At 56.5% G+C, this 15,766-nt stretch carries 13 protein-coding genes; 5 read left to right on the top strand and 8 right to left on the bottom strand.

Annotation, left to right across the window (positions count from 1 at the left end; all coding sequences use genetic code 11):
* Window positions 1–116: 116 nt before the first annotated feature.
* The 6 genes from MWR57_RS01830 to MWR57_RS01805 form a co-directional block, all read right to left on the bottom strand.
* Window positions 117–2,924, bottom strand: coding sequence for a hybrid sensor histidine kinase/response regulator (locus tag MWR57_RS01830; RefSeq protein WP_423123080.1), 2,808 nt, complete (start codon window positions 2,922–2,924; stop codon window positions 117–119).
* 61 nt (window positions 2,925–2,985) lie between these two features.
* Window positions 2,986–4,095 (bottom strand): polyamine ABC transporter substrate-binding protein, encoded by a 1,110-nt coding sequence (locus MWR57_RS01825; protein ID WP_423123079.1) that lies wholly within the window; start codon window positions 4,093–4,095, stop codon window positions 2,986–2,988.
* Between the two features lie 26 nt (window positions 4,096–4,121).
* Window positions 4,122–5,315, bottom strand: coding sequence for a methyltransferase family protein (locus MWR57_RS01820; RefSeq protein ID WP_423123078.1), 1,194 nt, complete (start codon window positions 5,313–5,315; stop codon window positions 4,122–4,124).
* Window positions 5,316–5,334: 19 nt separating this feature from the next.
* Window positions 5,335–5,742, bottom strand: a complete 408-nt coding sequence (locus MWR57_RS01815) for a response regulator (protein ID WP_423123077.1) — start codon at window positions 5,740–5,742, stop codon at window positions 5,335–5,337.
* Window positions 5,743–5,811: 69 nt separating this feature from the next.
* Window positions 5,812–6,186, bottom strand: a complete 375-nt coding sequence (locus MWR57_RS01810) for a response regulator (RefSeq protein ID WP_423123076.1) — start codon at window positions 6,184–6,186, stop codon at window positions 5,812–5,814.
* Window positions 6,187–6,226: 40 nt separating this feature from the next.
* Window positions 6,227–8,179, bottom strand: a complete 1,953-nt coding sequence (locus tag MWR57_RS01805) for a hybrid sensor histidine kinase/response regulator (protein WP_423123075.1) — start codon at window positions 8,177–8,179, stop codon at window positions 6,227–6,229.
* A gap of 420 nt (window positions 8,180–8,599) precedes the next feature.
* Here MWR57_RS01805 and secD point away from each other — a divergent pair, with 420 nt between their 5' ends.
* From secD to MWR57_RS01780, 5 genes are all read left to right on the top strand, one after another.
* A complete protein-coding gene (secD, locus tag MWR57_RS01800; RefSeq protein WP_423123074.1) occupies window positions 8,600–11,173 on the top strand; it encodes a protein translocase subunit SecD in 2,574 nt (857 codons plus the stop codon).
* A gap of 2 nt (window positions 11,174–11,175) precedes the next feature.
* The gene (locus tag MWR57_RS01795; protein ID WP_423123073.1) at window positions 11,176–11,910 is read left to right on the top strand and encodes a YkgJ family cysteine cluster protein; all 735 of its coding nucleotides are present in this window, start codon (window positions 11,176–11,178) and stop codon (window positions 11,908–11,910) included.
* The gene (locus MWR57_RS01790) at window positions 11,891–12,628 is read left to right on the top strand and encodes an HD domain-containing protein (RefSeq protein ID WP_423123072.1); all 738 of its coding nucleotides are present in this window, start codon (window positions 11,891–11,893) and stop codon (window positions 12,626–12,628) included. The genes MWR57_RS01795 and MWR57_RS01790 overlap by 20 nt, the downstream gene beginning before the upstream one ends.
* 16 nt (window positions 12,629–12,644) lie before the next feature.
* Window positions 12,645–13,343 (top strand): twin-arginine translocase subunit TatC, encoded by a 699-nt coding sequence (gene tatC / locus MWR57_RS01785; protein ID WP_423123071.1) that lies wholly within the window; start codon window positions 12,645–12,647, stop codon window positions 13,341–13,343.
* 162 nt (window positions 13,344–13,505) lie between these two features.
* Window positions 13,506–13,820 carry an FtsB family cell division protein gene (locus MWR57_RS01780; protein ID WP_423123070.1) on the top strand — a complete coding sequence of 105 codons (315 nt, stop codon included), beginning with the start codon at window positions 13,506–13,508 and terminating at the stop codon, window positions 13,818–13,820.
* 151 nt (window positions 13,821–13,971) lie between these two features.
* Here MWR57_RS01780 and gmhB read toward each other — a convergent pair whose 3' ends face one another.
* A complete protein-coding gene (gmhB, locus tag MWR57_RS01775; RefSeq protein ID WP_423123069.1) occupies window positions 13,972–14,547 on the bottom strand; it encodes a D-glycero-beta-D-manno-heptose 1,7-bisphosphate 7-phosphatase in 576 nt (191 codons plus the stop codon).
* A gap of 2 nt (window positions 14,548–14,549) precedes the next feature.
* Window positions 14,550–15,599: a lipopolysaccharide heptosyltransferase II gene (gene waaF, locus MWR57_RS01770; RefSeq protein ID WP_423123068.1), complete on the bottom strand. Its 1,050-nt coding sequence runs from the start codon at window positions 15,597–15,599 to the stop codon at window positions 14,550–14,552.
* Window positions 15,600–15,766: the final 167 nt, after the last annotated feature.

Here is a 15,766-nt window from a genome sequence, read left to right as displayed (position 1 = left end):
CAATGTGTCGGGATAGTGCCCAGAAAGAAAGATATCCTTTACAATTATAAGAAAGCGGCAAATTACTCAACTAAATAATCAAAAGCGACACGCCCCGCAAAAAGTCGGACAACCCCCTATCTCCGCTGTTTTTGCAAAACCTCGGCCATGGTCTGAAACAGGTTCTTGGCCTGAATCGGTTTTACGCAGTAATCATCCATTCCCGCGGCGAGGCATTGTTCCTTGTATCCCTGGATCGCATGGGCGGTGAGGGCGATGATCGGCATATGCCCGCCGTGGTTTTTCTCCAGGGAACGGATAAGCCCGGTGGCGGCAAAGCCATCCATCTCAGGCATCTGGATATCCATGAGGATGAGGTCGAAAGATTCCCGTTCAAAGGCGGCCACCGCTTCCTTGCCATTGTTGGCGACACGCACGGTGTGCCCTTTTTTCTCAAGCATCCGCACGGCCAGCCGCTGATTGACCGGATTATCCTCCGCCACCAGAATGGTCAGCGACGGCAGGGTGTCCTCGCCCTCTCCCCAGGAAATCGAAGCCTGCCGAGACTCTTCGTCCGTCCCTACGGCCAGGCCGAACATCTTGGCCAGCACCCTGATCAACCGCTCCAACTTGATGGGTTTGGGCAGAAGATACTCGCCAAGATCCGTCCCCCATTCCCCCACGCTTTCCCGCTGATCAACCGCGGTCAGCATCAGGGCCACCGGGATTTTTCCTTCCTCCTGCTGTTTCAATTCCCGGGCCAGGCTCCAGCCATCCATTCCCTCCATCTCCGCCTCGGCCAGAACGCCGTCAAATGATCGCCCGGCCTGCCGCTCCTCGCAGCACAAAGCCAGGGCTTGCTCTCCGTTTTCCACCGTGTGCGCCGTCACATGCAGTTCGGCAAGAATAGTGGCAAGCAACTGCCGGCAAGCCGGATCCCGGACCGCCAGCACGACTCGTTTTCCTTGCAAGGCCGCCATGGTTTCCGCCCAGGGATAGGTATCCGTTTCCGGCCTGCCGGGGGCAAGCGCCAGCACGAACTGAAAATTGCTGCCCTGTCCTGGCTCGCTTTCCACCTGCAAGACGCCATGCATCATTTCCACCAGTTGCTTGCAAATAGCCAACCCCAGGCCGGTGCCGCCGTATTGCCGGGTGTAGGAGCCATCAAGCTGGGTAAAGGACTTAAACAACCTCCCCTGCGCCTCCTTGGCTATGCCGATGCCGGTATCCTCCACCTCCACCCGGATCGGAATCATCCCCGCGCCGGGTGCAGCCACATCGTTGGCCCGGGTAATCTTGATGCACACCGAGCCCTTGGCGGTAAACTTGAGGGCGTTGCCCACCAGATTGGTGATCACCTGCCTCAACCGGGTGGGATCTCCCACCACAACCCGGGGAAGATCCAGGGTGACATAGGCCAGAATCTCAAGCCGTTTGGCATGGGCGACCTGGGCAAACATTTCCGCGGTATCCTCGGCCAGATCCCGCAGCCGAAACTCGATGGATTCCAGCTCCAGCTTGCCGGCCTCGATCTTTGAAAAATCGAGGATATCGTTGATGATATGCAGGAGGGTCTCTGCCGATGAGTACACGGTTTCGGCGTATTCGGTTTGCTCCTTGCTCAAGGTAGTGCTGAGCAGAAGCTGGGTCATGCCGATCACCCCGTTCATGGGAGTGCGGATTTCATGACTCATATTGGCCAAAAACTCACTTTTCAGTTGATTGGCCTGTTCCGCCTCATGGCGGGCGATTTCAAGCTCCCTATTCACCTCGACCAGATGTTCGGTACGCTCCCGGACCCGTTGCTCCAGAAGCTCCTGCTGGCCGAGAAGTTCCCGGCGCGATACGCTCAGGTCATCCACCATGGTGTTGAAGGTATGGAGCAATTCGCCGATTTCATCGCTTCGCTCGGCCTGAATCTCGATTTTTTTCAGCTCGCCCTTGCCCACCCTCCGGCTTGAAGCAACCAGCCAGGAAAGGGGATCGACAAAAAAACGTTTGAGACCGAAAAACAAAACAAGGGAAAGCAACAGCACGATCCCCAGGGTGATGCAGAGGATGAGCGCCTGGAGGTTGCGCCCGGCGGCCAGCAGATCTTTTTCCGGCAATACGGCCCCAAGCCAGAGATCCGGCGCCACCTGGCTCAGTTTGCAATAGGACGGCTGGGGCAGCTCGTTGGTAAACAAAAATCGCTCCTGATTCTGCCGCAAGGCGCTCAACAGGCCGGAAGGCAGGGATTCCGGCAGGTTGTCTTCAGGGCTCCTGAAAAGAACCTGTCCTCCCCCGTTGACGAAAAACATCCGCCCGTTCGCGCCGATTTTCGTTTCCCGCACCGGCCTGGCCAGAAAATTCGGCTCAATGGTGAGAACCAGATAGCCTTTCAGCAACTTGTCCGCTAACGCCCCCTGCTCCGGATCATTTTCATAGACAAGTTTTTTGGAAAAATAGACCACGCTTCTTTGGTTGTCCGCATTGACCGTCAACTGAAAGAAACACTCCTCCCCGCTTTCGCGCATGCGTTGAAACCAGGCAGCCCCGTGCTCTTCCTCGGTGGAGTTGGCCACCTCCCCGTGGACAACCCGGGCATCCTCATAGCCATCGGGCAAGAGCACCCGCATTTCGTAGTACTCGGGATAGACTTCCATGTATTTGGCGAACTGGGTGAGGAGCGGATTCTGGAAAATGGCGTAGCGAGTCTGCTCGTCGGGAATCATCATGTAGCTTTTGAGCAGGTCGGACCGGGAAAAAAGCTCCAGATTGGCCCGGGAAATATCCAGGTAGGAAACAAGGTTGTTCTTTACCTGGCCCACAAGCGCATCTGCCTGGGAAAAGGCGGTTTCCCGCGCATAATCCGATAGCCTGGTCGAAACGAACACGCCGATCCCCAAAAAAGGGAGAGCGATGAGCGGAAGCAGGAGCAGACTGATTTTTGTCCGAAGTCTCATGGAAAATCACGGCCTTGTAAAAAAGGAATCCTTGCGCCGATATGCAAACCCAAGGCCATGCCTAGCGGAGCCCTTCGGAGGTTTTGAGAAAAATGGAATTATACCGTTTTTCCACCCGCGGCGGCAAAGGCCCATACAGTTCGGACCCGAGCATGGTTTTTTCATCGGGCCAGATGATTGTATTCCTCAGATGTTCGGGGGAAAGCAGTTTTTTCGCCGCCAGATTCGGGGTTGCCTGGAAGATATGCTCGGCAAGCTGCGCAGCGTTTTCCGGCTCATTGAGAAAATTAATAAAATCCATGGCCAGATTTTTTTTCGAAGAAGAGGCCATGACCACGAGGTTGTCCAGCCACAGGCTGGTGCCTTCCTCGGGAAAGGCAAAGGCGATGTTCTTGTTGAGTTCCTGAAGCGTCAGGGCATCACCGCTATACACCATGGCCATCCAGATATCCCCTTTGACCAATTGGGATTGTTTATCCAGAGAGGGGTAGCCGTATTTTTTAACAAAAGGCTTCTGGGCAAGCATCGTCCTTTCGACAACATCCAGTTCCGCCATGCTGGTGCTGTTCACCGAATACCCCAGCATCTTCAGAGCCGGCACCATGGCGTCCCGCCGATCCTTGATCATGAGGATTTTCCCGCGCAACTGCTCCTGGGGCGCGAGCAGATCCTTCCAGCCGCGCACCTCGCCTTTGACCAGATCCTTTCGATAAACGATTCCCATGGTTCCCCAGGAAAAAGGTACCGCATGCTTCATGAACTCCGGGGCCAGCCGCCTCCAGGCGGGATCGATATGCCTGATATTCGGCACGCTGTCGGCGTCCACCGGGGCCAGCCACTTCCGGTTGAGATACGACAGGCCGTTGACCATGCTCGCCAGCACCACGTCATACCCCTTGCCATTGGTCAACGAGAGCAGCCGCACCTGCTCCTCTTCGGTTTCGTAATACACCTGGCGGACCTTGACTCCGTGCAGTTTCTCAAACTTCCTGATCAACCCCTGATCCATGTAGTCGGGCCAGTTGAGAAACACCAGCTCCTGGGGCTTTTTCTGCGGGGGAGCGGCCTGGCCTGGAGGCGGCGAGATGAAAAGGCTTGCCCACAGCAGGGCGAAAAAAAACAGGAGACACCCGGCAGAGGGCGAACGCGTACTTCCAAAAAAACGGGCCATGGGCAAACTCCCTTTCCGGTGCATGCTTAAAAGGTGGGCATGGGCATCAGGCCCCATTTGTGATTGTCCGTGGTGATGACCACGGAGCGGACCGCATGGCTTGTGGCTTCCAGATCAACAAGGAGAACCGGCCTCCGCTTCAAGCCGACCTTGAAGATCTCCGCCGGGGCGACAGGATGACCGTCGGCATCGTCCACCCGCATGAAAATAAGCCGCTCGACCTCATAATCGGTTTCCACCGACCCCCAGGAACGGACAAAATTATAAAAAATCCGGAAAAACTTGCCCAGCCCGCCGCTGAACCGATGCTGGTGCCATTCGAGAATCTCGGGAAACCGTTCCAGCATGTCGTCGGAAAACCGCCGATCCTCCTCGGTGAGCAGGGCATTCAAGAAAAAATCCCCGGGCAGCAGATACACCGCGTTAGCCTCCCTGCCTTGCAGTGCTTCCTGCACCCGAGCCGAGTCAAGGGTTGCCTGGTATACGCCAAGAATCTCCGAATCCGGCCGGGGAAACACCGAAACAATCAGCCGGGAATCCGCGGCCAAGACCATGGGCAGCGTCCGCACCGTATAGTTGCGCAACCCCATGGCCAAGAGCACGGCCAAGGTCACGGTCAGACAATAGGCCGCGACAATCCCCAGCCATTTGGGCTGGATTCGGCCAAAGAACAGCCGGTACAGCCGCCCCCCGGGCTCGCCGGGCAAAAACATGGGGGTTGAGGCCATGTAGTGGGCATAGGCCTCGGGCTGCTCCTGTTGCATCCGCCATTCTTCATTGCGGGCCAGGGCATAATAGACAAAGAGCATGGTGATATACATGATCAGAATGATAAAACGGGGCCAGTACAGCATCAGGCCAAACCCGGAGACGGCAAGGAAAAGATATTGCGGATGGCGGATCTTGCCATAAAAACTGCGGGCCACCACCCCCTTGCCGGTGAAACGCCCATAATACAGAGGAATGGCCGCCAGGGCAAAAAGCAGCAAGCCGGCAACCATGAGAACCTGCAACAGGGAGATACCCCTGATCAGCGGATCAGCGGGAAAAACCAGATGCGGCAAAAAAAACTCCGTGGACCAACTGGTGAGAGGGTTTGCGGCCAGGGCTTGGAGTACGGGGCCGTACACCGAATAAAAATACAGGGCAAAGGGGGAAATCATGATGATGATTTCAATGCCGATCAGACAGTAGGCAATGACTGTCCAAAAAACGAGCATTTTCCTCCCCTTGCCGGCGTCAATCATCCCCGGTTCCACTATGCAAAAGCGGCTTACAGCAGATGCCGATAAGCCCGCAGATGGTATCGGAAAGCTTCTGCAAGTCGATGGGTTTTTGCAGAAGCGCATGGGCTCCGCTGTGTTCAAGCATCTCCTCCATATTCGGCACATCGATGCCGGTGACAACGATGATGAACAGTTCGGGGTGCCGCCTCTTGGCTTTCTGCAGAACCTCATAGCCGTTAAGCCCCGGCATCCTGATATCAAGGGTCATGATGGCCGGGTTTTCCTTCATGAGGAGGTCAAGGGCCTGTTCACCATTCGTGGCGACACAGGTCTCGAACCCCAATCTCTCCAGATAATCCTGCAATAACTGACAGATGGCGCTTTCATCGTCAACAATAAGGATTTTTATTTTTTTCTTCATCCATCCTCCTTGATGGTGCTGCCCTGTTTTTTCAATCACCGGCGGCTTTTCTTCCCGGCCCGGCAATGGCTATAGCAAATGCCCGACAAATCCGTAGATCGTATCGGAAAGCTTCTGCAGATCGATGGGTTTGTGCAGGAGCGCATGGGCTCCGCTGTGATCAAGCATCTCCTCCATATTCGGCACATCAATGGCGGTGACAACGATGATGAACAGGTCGGGATGCAGCCTCTTTACCTTCTGGAGCACATCATAGCCGTTGAGCCCCGGCATCCTTATGTCAAGGGTCATGATGGCCGGTTTCTCCTCCTTGATTATGTCAAGGGCATGTTCGCCGTTGGTGGCAACAAGGGTTTCGAATCCGAGTTTATCCAGAAAGGTCTTCAGCGACCGGCAAAAGACGTATTCATCGTCCACGACAAGTATTTTTATTTTTTTCTTCATCCATGATCCCCCCGGATCCCCGTGCTCCGATGGCGCACGCCTATTTTCCCTCCGCCGGGCCGCATTTTTCCCGGCGCGGCGGATGCGTTGGCAAAAAAATCACAAACCAAGCCCCTTTCCCTTTTTCCGACTCGACCCGGATGGTACCACAATGGTTTTCAATTATCGAATAAACAATCCACAGGCCAAGACCGGTGCCGCGCCCGGGATCCTTGGTGGTGAAAAACGGATCAAATATCTTGTCGATCTCGCCGGGATCGATACCCACACCGGTATCGCCGAAACGAATTTCAACCCCATCATCCTTGGGCCTGGTTTCGACAATAATCCGCTTATCCGCGGAAGACATGGCATCGCGGGCATTGCTCACCAGATTGAGAAACACCTGGGCCAATTGATCTTCATCCGCTTCGATGCGGGGCAGGTCATGGGCGTAATGCCGCTCCACCCGGACATTGTCCAGGTTCAAATCATGCTCGAGCAGGGCGGTGGTTTTGTCAAACAAGGCATGGATATCGACCGGGCGAACCTCGAAGGCATGCTGGTGGGAAAACGTTCTGAGGCTATTGGTGATCTTGGTGGCCCGTTTTATCTGGGCCAGAATTTCATCAAGATTCTTCCGCATGCTCGCGGGAATCTTCTCAAGTTGCATGACCTGGGCCAGGGTTCCAATGATATTGAGGGGATTGAGGATTTCGTGGGCCACCCCCGAGGCCAGGGTGCCGATGGAGGCCAGCTTTTCCTGGCGAATGGCGACCTGCTGGGCAACCTGCAGATTGTCCAAGGCCTTTTGCAGCGCATCCTTCGAGTCATGCAGGGCCTGCTCCGCTTTTTTACGCTCGGTGATATCCAGCCGGTATTCGATAATCTGCGAAACCTTGCCCTCTTTATCAAAGATGGGATGCGCGTGGATCTCGTGCGTGGTTTCCTGCCCGGCCGCTCCTTGCTCGACATACTCCATGAGAAAGGATTCCTTGTCCTGCCGCACTCGCTCAAAAGGCAAATATGGCAGCGGCGCCTTGCATGCAACAGTTCCGGGAACGTGTCTCGGATAGTCGGCCAAACCGATCAATTGACGCTGCGCGGAGGAATTGGCCAGCAATACCTGATACTCCTCGGACTCCACCACTATGAAAGGATGGGGCAACGACTCGATGAGCTTGCTCAAAAACCTGTTCTGCTCGCTGATCTTCTCCTCTGCCTGCTTCCGGTTGGTAACATCGTGGATGATGACAATGGTGGAATTGCCGCCCTCCCCGGCAACAGGCAGAAACTGCAAGGAAACCTGACGGTCGTTGAGGAGCACCGGCGCCTCCGCCGAGATTTTCCTGGGATTCTCTCCAGGATCTTTCAACAGCGCGGTCACGGTTTCCAGGGATTGCCCGCAAAAAATATCGGTAAATTCCGTGCCCAGGAGAATTTCTTCCGGGATGCCCACCAGCAAAAGCGCGGCGGGGTTTACGAAGATAATCTTCTTATTCGCGGCAAACTCAAGAATCCCTTCGGACATGTTTTCCAGGATCACCTCAAAATGCTTCCGGGAAGAAAGCAGCTCCCTGGTGATCTCGCGGGTCGCCACCTCATCAAGCCCCATGATGAAGTGGGAGTTTTCCTGACTGTTGACGGAATTCGACAGCTCAATGACCCTGGCGACATGCCGGCCCAGATTGCTCATGTTTCCCTTGGCGATACAGGCATCCGCCCCAAGGGTTGCGAAATCAAGTTCTTCCTCGGCGGCGATGGCTGAAAGAATGACAAGGAAGACCCCTTGCAGATGGGGCATGTTGCGGATGATCCGGCACAGCTTCTCGCCGCTGATGTTGGGCATCACCAGATCGACAAAAATAATGTCCGGCACATAGGATCTCAGGATATCCAGGGCGCCCAGGCCATCCTCCGCGGTCCGCACCTCATGCCCGTCTTTTTCCAGTAAATTGGCGATGAGCCTGAGCACCATGGGGTGGTTATCAACAACGAAAATTTTCTTGCCCATATCTCTCCTGCGCTGCTCTCCTGCTAAAAAATTCCTTTCATATAGAGTATAGCATAGCGTTTTCTTGCCCCAAAATTTTCTTTCGGCAAACCGGAGGAGAAAAATCGTCCTGGCATTCAGCGGAGTGCATTAAGCACACCATCCTTTTTGCAATTTGACTTCTGACAAAAGGAGAGTATAATCTCGCACCGAATCATGCCTGCCCCGATATGACGGAAAAATCGGGTGAAAGCCGTGCCGCCGGGCCTTGGCCCAAGACGCCGGAGAGTGCTGTTGTCAGCCCACGCAGTGAGGAGCCGTCACACAGCAACTCTTTTGCTTTCCTGACCAATTTGGCACGGCTTCTTCTGCCGTTTTACCCGTAATCCGCGGCAGCTTTTTTATTTCACCTCAACGGTCAACCCGCATCATGGAGTGTTTATGTCGAGTTCCCTGCGCTGGAAAATCACCCTCCTGCTCTGTGTCACCATCTTTGCAGGTCTCACCGTTGCGCCATCCTTCACCACGGTTCCGGCCTGGTGGCAGAAATACCTTGCTCCGGCAGGGCTGAAGCTGGGCCTGGATCTCCAGGGCGGCATGCATCTGGTCCTCAAGGTGGACCTCAAGAAGGCCATTGAAAACAATCTGGACCTGTCGGCCCAGGATCTGAAAGATGCCCTGGCCGAGAAAAAAATCACCGTGGTTCGCACCGCGTCCACCGACCCCCGCAAAATCATCCTGACCCTGCCCAACACCACCGCCCTGGAAACGGTCAAGCAAACCATCACCAAAGAGTTCCCCGACCTTGACGGCGACTTTCAGACCGACCAGGGATCCTTTCCCCGCATCATCCTTACCCTGAAACAGGCCAAGATCGACTTCATCAACAACAAGGCCGTTGACCAGTCTCTGGAGATTCTCCGCAACCGGATCGACCAGTTCGGCGTGGCCGAACCAGCCATTGTCCGGCAGGGGGCCGACGAAATCGTTATCCAGCTTCCCGGCGTCAAGGATCCGCAGCGGGCCCTGAACCTCATCGGCCGCACGGCCCAGCTCGAATTCAAGCTGGTGGACGAAACGCCTGGTCTCAACCTGGGACAGCTCATCGGCCAGGCCATCCAGTCCGGGCAATGGCAGGAGGGCGGTAGCCGGAAGCAGCTCAATCTCGCCTTGCAGAGCATGCTCCCGGCTGGCTCGGAGATCTATTTTGAAAAAGATGTGGACAAGACCACCGGCAAGGAAACCCGGCAGCCCATCCTGCTCAAGAGCCAGGTGCTGATGACCGGCGACATGGTCAAGGGCGCCCAGGTCGGTGTGGGCGGCAATTTCAATGAACCCTACGTGGGCCTCGACCTGACCGGGCGCGGCGGCGCGGTTTTCGGCCAGGTCACGGAAAAAAACGTGGGCAAACGCTTCGCCATCGTTTTGGATGAAGTGGTCCGCTCCTCCCCGGTGATCCGGGAAAAGATCCTCGGCGGCAGCGCCCAGATCTCCGGCAGCTTCACCTATGAGGAGGCAACCGACCTGGCCATTGTTCTGCGGATCGGCGCCCTGCCCGCCCCGGTGGAAATCGTCCAGAACCTCACGGTGGGCGCCTCCCTTGGCCAGGACTCCATCAACAAGGGACTGATGAGCGGCCTGGTGGGCACCTTCCTGGTGGTGGTGTTCATGGCCGTGTACTATCGGCTTTCCGGGGTCATCGCCAACCTGGCCATGGTCCTCAACATCCTCCTGCTCTTTGCCGGGCTGGCGATGATGGGCGGCACTCTGACCCTGCCGGGCATTGCCGGCATCATCCTCTCCGTCGGCATGGCGGTGGACTCGAACATCGTCATCTTCGAGAGGATGCGCGAGGAATTCGCCCTGGGTAAATCCGTGCGCTCCGGGGTCGAGGCTGGCTATTCAAAGGCATTCTGGACCGTCATCGACGCCCATGTGACCACCCTGATCACCGCCATGGCCCTGTTTCTCTTCGGCACCGGCCCGATCAAGGGGTTTGCCGCCACCCTGTCGCTGGGCATCATCTTCAACCTCTTCTCCACCCTCTTCGCCTCCAAGTTGTTCTACGACTCCATGCAAGGAAAACGGAAACTCAAAAATCTCTCCTTCATGCTCTTTCTCAAGAAGCCGAACATTGACTACATGCGGATCAAAAAACTGAGCTTTGCCATCTCCGGCGTATTTGCCCTGGTCGGCTGCCTGGCCTTTGTCCAGATCACCCGCGGCCAGGCCAACATGGGCGTGGATTTTTCCGGCGGCACCCTGCTCCAGTATCAGTCCGCTCAACCTTTCTCCCTGGGCGAGGTCCGCACCGCCCTGGCACAGGGGAATATTGAGGGCGTTGAGCTGCAAAAGGTCGAAGGCGAAAACCGGCTTATCGTCAAGATCAAAAACAGCGAAGAGGTGGTGGGCCACGTTTCCGAAACAGTCACCGCCCAACTGAACACCAGTTTTCCGGACAAGCATTTCGTGGTGGAAAACCAGTCGGAAATCGGCTCCTCAGTGAGCGACACCCTGCGCGAAAAAGCGCTGCTGGCCGTGGTCATCTCCCTGCTCGGGGTGGTCGTGTACCTGGGATTGCGCTTTGACCTGCGTTTCGGCGTTGCCGCCACCCTGGCCACGCTCCACGATGTTCTGGCGGTACTCGGCCTCATCTGGCTGCTCAACATGGAGATCACCCTGCTCACCGTCACCGCGCTGCTGACCCTGGCCGGGTATTCCTTAAACGACACGGTCATCATCTTCGACCGGATCCGGGAGAACCAACGTAAGAGCGAAGACCCGGAAAACATCACCGACGCCCTGATCAACACCAGCACCAACGAGGTTCTGAGCCGCTCCATCGTCACCTCGCTCACCGTGTTCCTGGTTTTGGCGGCCCTGTATGTTCTGGGCGGTTCGGTGATCCACGACTTTTCCTTTGCCCTGCTGGTGGGGGTCATGGTGGGCACCTACTCCTCGGTTTTCGTGGCCAGCCCCCTGCTCACCCTCTGGCACCGTGGCAGAACCGCGTAGCCATGCGGCCCGATCTCGCCCCAGAGCATGTCCGGCCCCTGACCCCGGACGAGACCTTCCGGTTCAGTTGCCATCCCGGCGTCGCCTGCTTCACCGACTGCTGCCGGCAACTGGACCTTGCCCTCACGCCCTACGATGCCCTCCGTTTGAGCAAACATCTGGGGCTTACCCCCTCGACCTTTCTCGATCAATACGTCCTCGTCGAACAGCCTGAGGACCTCGGTTTTCCCCAGGTTTTCCTGGGCATGGTGGATGACGGCCACGCCAGTTGTCCGTTTGTCACCGCCTCCGGCTGCAGCGTCTATGCCGACCGTCCCTCCGCCTGCCGGACCTATCCCCTGGGGCGCGGCGCCTTCACCACTCCGGACGGCAAACGCCACGAGATGCATGTCCTCCTCACCGAACCCCACTGCAAAGGGTTCAACCAAGGCACGCCGCAAGACATCTCTGCCTGGCAAAAAGATCAGGATCTGGCCCTCTACAACGCCATGAACGATGAACTGCTGGCCGTCCTCCAGCATCCCCGCCTCAAGGAAGGGCATCAACCGGAAGCCCGGGAGGTGGAGATCTTTCTCTCCCTCTATACCCTGGATACCTTCAGAAACCTGCTCCTCGACGCCACGATTGCCCTGCCCATCTCCGTCACGGACAGCGAACGGCAACAACTTGCCACGGACGATCTTGCCCTGCTCCGCCTCGGCATCAGGTGGTTGAACCATGTCCTCTCCCAACACTAACCGTCAGCATACCAGCCCGCCGGCCGGACAGTTGCAGGGAGAACCACCCCTGGGCCGGGAACTCACCGAACGGCTGCTGGCCATTTCCCATGAGTATTGCCAAGCCGAAGGCGGCTGCCACGGACCGGACCACACCGAACGGGTCCATAATCTGGCGCTCCACATCGGCCGCCTGATGAACGCCCGCCTGGATATCTTGAGCGCCGCGGCCCTGCTGCACGACATTGGCCGCAGCCACGAGATGCTCTCCCAGGGAAAAATCTGCCACGCGGCCAAAGGGGCGGAGATGTCCCGCGCCATCCTCACGGGCTTAGACTTTTCCGCGGAAATGCAGGAAGCGATCCTGCACTGCATCGAAGCGCACCGCTACCGCAACAACAAAATCCCGGAAACCCTGGAAGCCAAGATCCTTTTTGACGCGGACAAGCTGGACTCCATCGGCGCCATCGGCATCGGCCGGGCCTTTCTTTTTGCCGGTCAGGTCGGAGCCCGTCTGCATAACCGGGGGGTGGATGTGGCGAAAACCAGATCCTACTCCACCGAAGACACGGCCTATCGGGAATTTCTAGTGAAGCTCTGCAAGATCAAAGACAAGATGCTCACCCCGGAAGGCAAACGGTTGGCTGCCGAACGGCATGAGTTCATGGAGATCTTTTTCAAACGTTTGGACAAGGAAATCCACGGCAGCCCACCAAACAATCCAGACAATTCCCGATAGCCCAGGCCCGCGCACCGTGAACACCACCACCCAACGTCTCGCCATCATCATCAAAGACCTGCGCCGGGCTCTCCTGGCGACGGGAATTGGATTGATCCTTGGTTGCCTTGGCTTCTACAGCATCTCTCGCCACCTGCTGGCGTACATCCAGACCCATCTCCACCAGAAACTCGCTTTTTTTACGGTGGCCGAGCCCTTTCTCGCCCATGTCACCGTCTCCCTGGCCATGACGATCTTCACCCTCATGCCCATGCTCAGCTTTTTTCTCTGGCGCGCCCTGGCCAAACCATTTGCCTTGTCCCGCTCCTTTGTCTTCTGGTTCGTGCTCTTCACCTGCTTTTTGTTCTACAGCGGGGCCGCCTTTTGCTATTTCTTCACCCTGCCTTTCGGCATCGATTTCCTGCTGGGTTTCCAGACCGAACAGCTCAAGCCGGTTATCTCCATCAGCGAGTTCGTTTCCTTTGTTTCCATCTTTGTCCTCGCCTTCGGACTGATTTTCGAGCTGCCCATCTTCATGATCTTCATGGCCAAGATAAAAATTCTGCCCAGAACCTTCTTTGAAAAAAACCGCCGCTACGCTGCACTGGTTATCAGCGTCGTCGCCTCCCTCCTCACTCCGACCCCTGATATTTTCAACATGCTGCTCATGGGCGTCCCCCTCTATATGCTCTACGAAGTCGGGATCATTGCCCTAAAACTGCTGCGGATCGCGTGAGGCGCCGCTTTTTTGCCAGCCAGTTCGTTGACGGTGCGGATCATCCAGTACAACTCACCGATTGCATGAACTTTCCATCTATGCTATCTAACAGGAATAATAAGAGAAAAATCTTGTCAAATCCCAGAGTCAACAGGGAAAAACCATCTGCAACGGGCGGCCATGCCAGCGAACCTCTCAGAGAGTGACCGGAAAAAAGTGCTGCTGTACAGCGTGCTCATTGTCACGGTGGTAGGGGCCTGGTCCATATTCGGACCTTACGGGGCTTTGAAATACTACGGGGTTGCCCATGAGTTGGACGAGATTTTGGCGCAAAACGAACAATTGCGCGAGAGCAATACCGCATTACGGCAGGAAATCAACAAACTGAAAAAAGACCCGGTCTATTTGGAAGAAGTGGCGCGACGTAAATTCGGCCTCATTAAAAAAAATGAGGTTATCTACGAGTTTCCCGAGAAAAAGAAGCGGCACGAATAAACCCACAAGTTGTTTCTAGGGTGGCACTACCAAATCGTCCTTCGACAGGCTCAGGATGAACGGAATCAACCGATTTGCCGTTCGCCCTGAGCCTGTCGAAGGGTGTCTCATTCATTAAACCATCGTTATATAAAAATCCCTCGCCAGAACCTTACCCTGCCATATCCTGTACAATCCACTCCACCGCCGCATACAGGTCCTCCGCCACATAGGCCGGCTGCACCGGCTGCGTCGGGCCGATATACTCGTAATCCCCACGGCCATAGCCGGTGAGCACCAAAACTCCCTTGGCCTGCACCGCCGCCGCCGCCTTGAGATCCGACCAGCGGTCGCCCACCACATAGGAGCGGCCAAGATCCAGGTCCAGATCCGCCGCAGCCTGGAGAAACAGCCCCGGCTTTGGTTTCCGGCAGTCGCAGGCGAGACGGAAACGCTCCTCCTTGGCCTCGGGATGATGGGGGCAGATGTAGATGCCATCCACATGGGCTCCTGTCTCGGCCAGCACACGGTTCATCTTGGCATGCACCTCTTGAATCAGGCTCTCGGGAAAATAGCCCCGGGCCAGGCCGGACTGGTTACTGACCACCACCACCGGAATCCCCTGCGCGTTGAGCAAACGGATACCGGCAGCAGCGCGCGGCAGCATGACAAAACGGGAGATGTGGTTGATGTAGCCCATCTGCTCGTTGATGGTTCCATCCCTGTCGAGAAACACGGCCGGTCGCATACTCATCCCTCCTTTCTTTCCAAAAGCCTGCAGGTTGCGGCATATACCTCGCCCACCCCGATCTCCAGCATGCAGGCAAAATCGTTTTGAGGACAATGGGTTTTCAAGCACGGGCTGCAGGGGAGATTTTTATTCACCACCTCCACCCTTGGGGCGAATGGCCCGGTGGCCACGGCATCGGTGGAGCCGAAGATGGCGACCAGCGGAGTTTTCTGGGCGGCAGCCACGTGCATCAGGCCCGAATCGTTGGTGACAAAGGCATCGCACATCCCGATCAGGGCCATGGCTTGGGCCAGCGTGGTCTTGCCGGTCAAATCATGTACCTGGCCCACCGCTGCCGCACAAATCTCCGCCGCAGCCTCGGCATCGGCAGAGGTGCCGAAAACCAGGAGGGTGGCGCCCTGTTCCTCGGCCAGACGCTTGGCCAGTCCGGCATACCTCTCCGCGGGCCAGCGCTTGGCCGGGCCATAGGCCGCACCGGGATTCAAGCCCACCACCGGCTTCTTCGCCTTGGCCGCTAAGAAATCCCTGGCCCACGCATTGGCGGAATCCGGCAGGGCAAGAAACAGCTCCTGGGGAGAACAGATCAGGCCAAGATCCTTGAGCATTTCCTGGTAATAATAGACCTGATGCCGCATCCTGGTGCTTTTTTTAATGGTTACCCCATGGCTCAACAGCAGACCGCGGCCATCCCTCCGGTACCCGGCCCGCACCGGGATTCCGGCCAACAGGGCAAGCAGCGCGGCGGAAAAAGCATTCTGCAACAGGATGGCCATGTCAAAGCGCTGGGCCGCAAGTTCGCGACCCAGACGCCACATCCCGGCCAATCCCTTATGCCTGCCTTTTTTCTCATAGAGCATGACCCGATCCACATGGGGACTGGCCGCAAAAATATCGGCAACCCAAGGGTAGGCCAGGATGGTTATCTCGGCGGCGGGAAAATTTTCCCGGATGGTCCGCACCGCCGGAGTGGTCATGATGGCATCGCCGATCCAGTTGGTGGAGCGGATCAGGATCTTTTTGGGTGAAAGCTGGCTGATTGTTTTCGTCATACCTGTTCCTGGGATGTGTTGCCTGAAGTGGACATGCGACCTTTGCTTTTTTTCCCGGAGGCGTCAAGTTTTTTTCTTACTGGAAATTTCGGACAAGGCGGAGATAATCTTTCTGCTGTTCTCTCTTTCTTCTTGTGCGTGCCCAAAAGAAGAAACAAGAAAAAGGC

Origin of the sequence: Hydrosulfovibrio ferrireducens (assembly GCF_046883345.1) — a bacterium.
In the GTDB taxonomy this organism is placed as follows: domain Bacteria; phylum Desulfobacterota; class Desulfobulbia; order Desulfobulbales; family Desulfurivibrionaceae; genus Thiovibrio; species Thiovibrio ferrireducens.
The sequence above is the reverse complement of the archived record's forward strand: the minus strand, read 5'-3'. Positions and strand labels throughout refer to the sequence as shown.

Coding starts and splice junctions, on each gene's coding strand:
- waaF (WP_423123068.1), bottom strand. CDS start 15,599: ATGACGAAAACAATCAGCCAGCTTTCACCCAAAAAGATCCTGATCCGC.
- MWR57_RS01830 (WP_423123080.1), bottom strand. CDS start 2,924: ATGAGACTTCGGACAAAAATCAGTCTGCTCCTGCTTCCGCTCATCGCT.
- MWR57_RS01805 (WP_423123075.1), bottom strand. CDS start 8,179: ATGGGCAAGAAAATTTTCGTTGTTGATAACCACCCCATGGTGCTCAGG.
- gmhB (WP_423123069.1), bottom strand. CDS start 14,547: ATGCGACCGGCCGTGTTTCTCGACAGGGATGGAACCATCAACGAGCAG.
- MWR57_RS01820 (WP_423123078.1), bottom strand. CDS start 5,315: ATGCTCGTTTTTTGGACAGTCATTGCCTACTGTCTGATCGGCATTGAA.
- MWR57_RS01815 (WP_423123077.1), bottom strand. CDS start 5,742: ATGAAGAAAAAAATAAAAATCCTTATTGTTGACGATGAAAGCGCCATC.
- MWR57_RS01810 (WP_423123076.1), bottom strand. CDS start 6,186: ATGAAGAAAAAAATAAAAATACTTGTCGTGGACGATGAATACGTCTTT.
- MWR57_RS01780 (WP_423123070.1), top strand. CDS start 13,506: ATGCCAGCGAACCTCTCAGAGAGTGACCGGAAAAAAGTGCTGCTGTAC.
- MWR57_RS01825 (WP_423123079.1), bottom strand. CDS start 4,095: ATGGCCCGTTTTTTTGGAAGTACGCGTTCGCCCTCTGCCGGGTGTCTC.
- secD (WP_423123074.1), top strand. CDS start 8,600: ATGTCGAGTTCCCTGCGCTGGAAAATCACCCTCCTGCTCTGTGTCACC.
- MWR57_RS01790 (WP_423123072.1), top strand. CDS start 11,891: ATGTCCTCTCCCAACACTAACCGTCAGCATACCAGCCCGCCGGCCGGA.
- MWR57_RS01795 (WP_423123073.1), top strand. CDS start 11,176: ATGCGGCCCGATCTCGCCCCAGAGCATGTCCGGCCCCTGACCCCGGAC.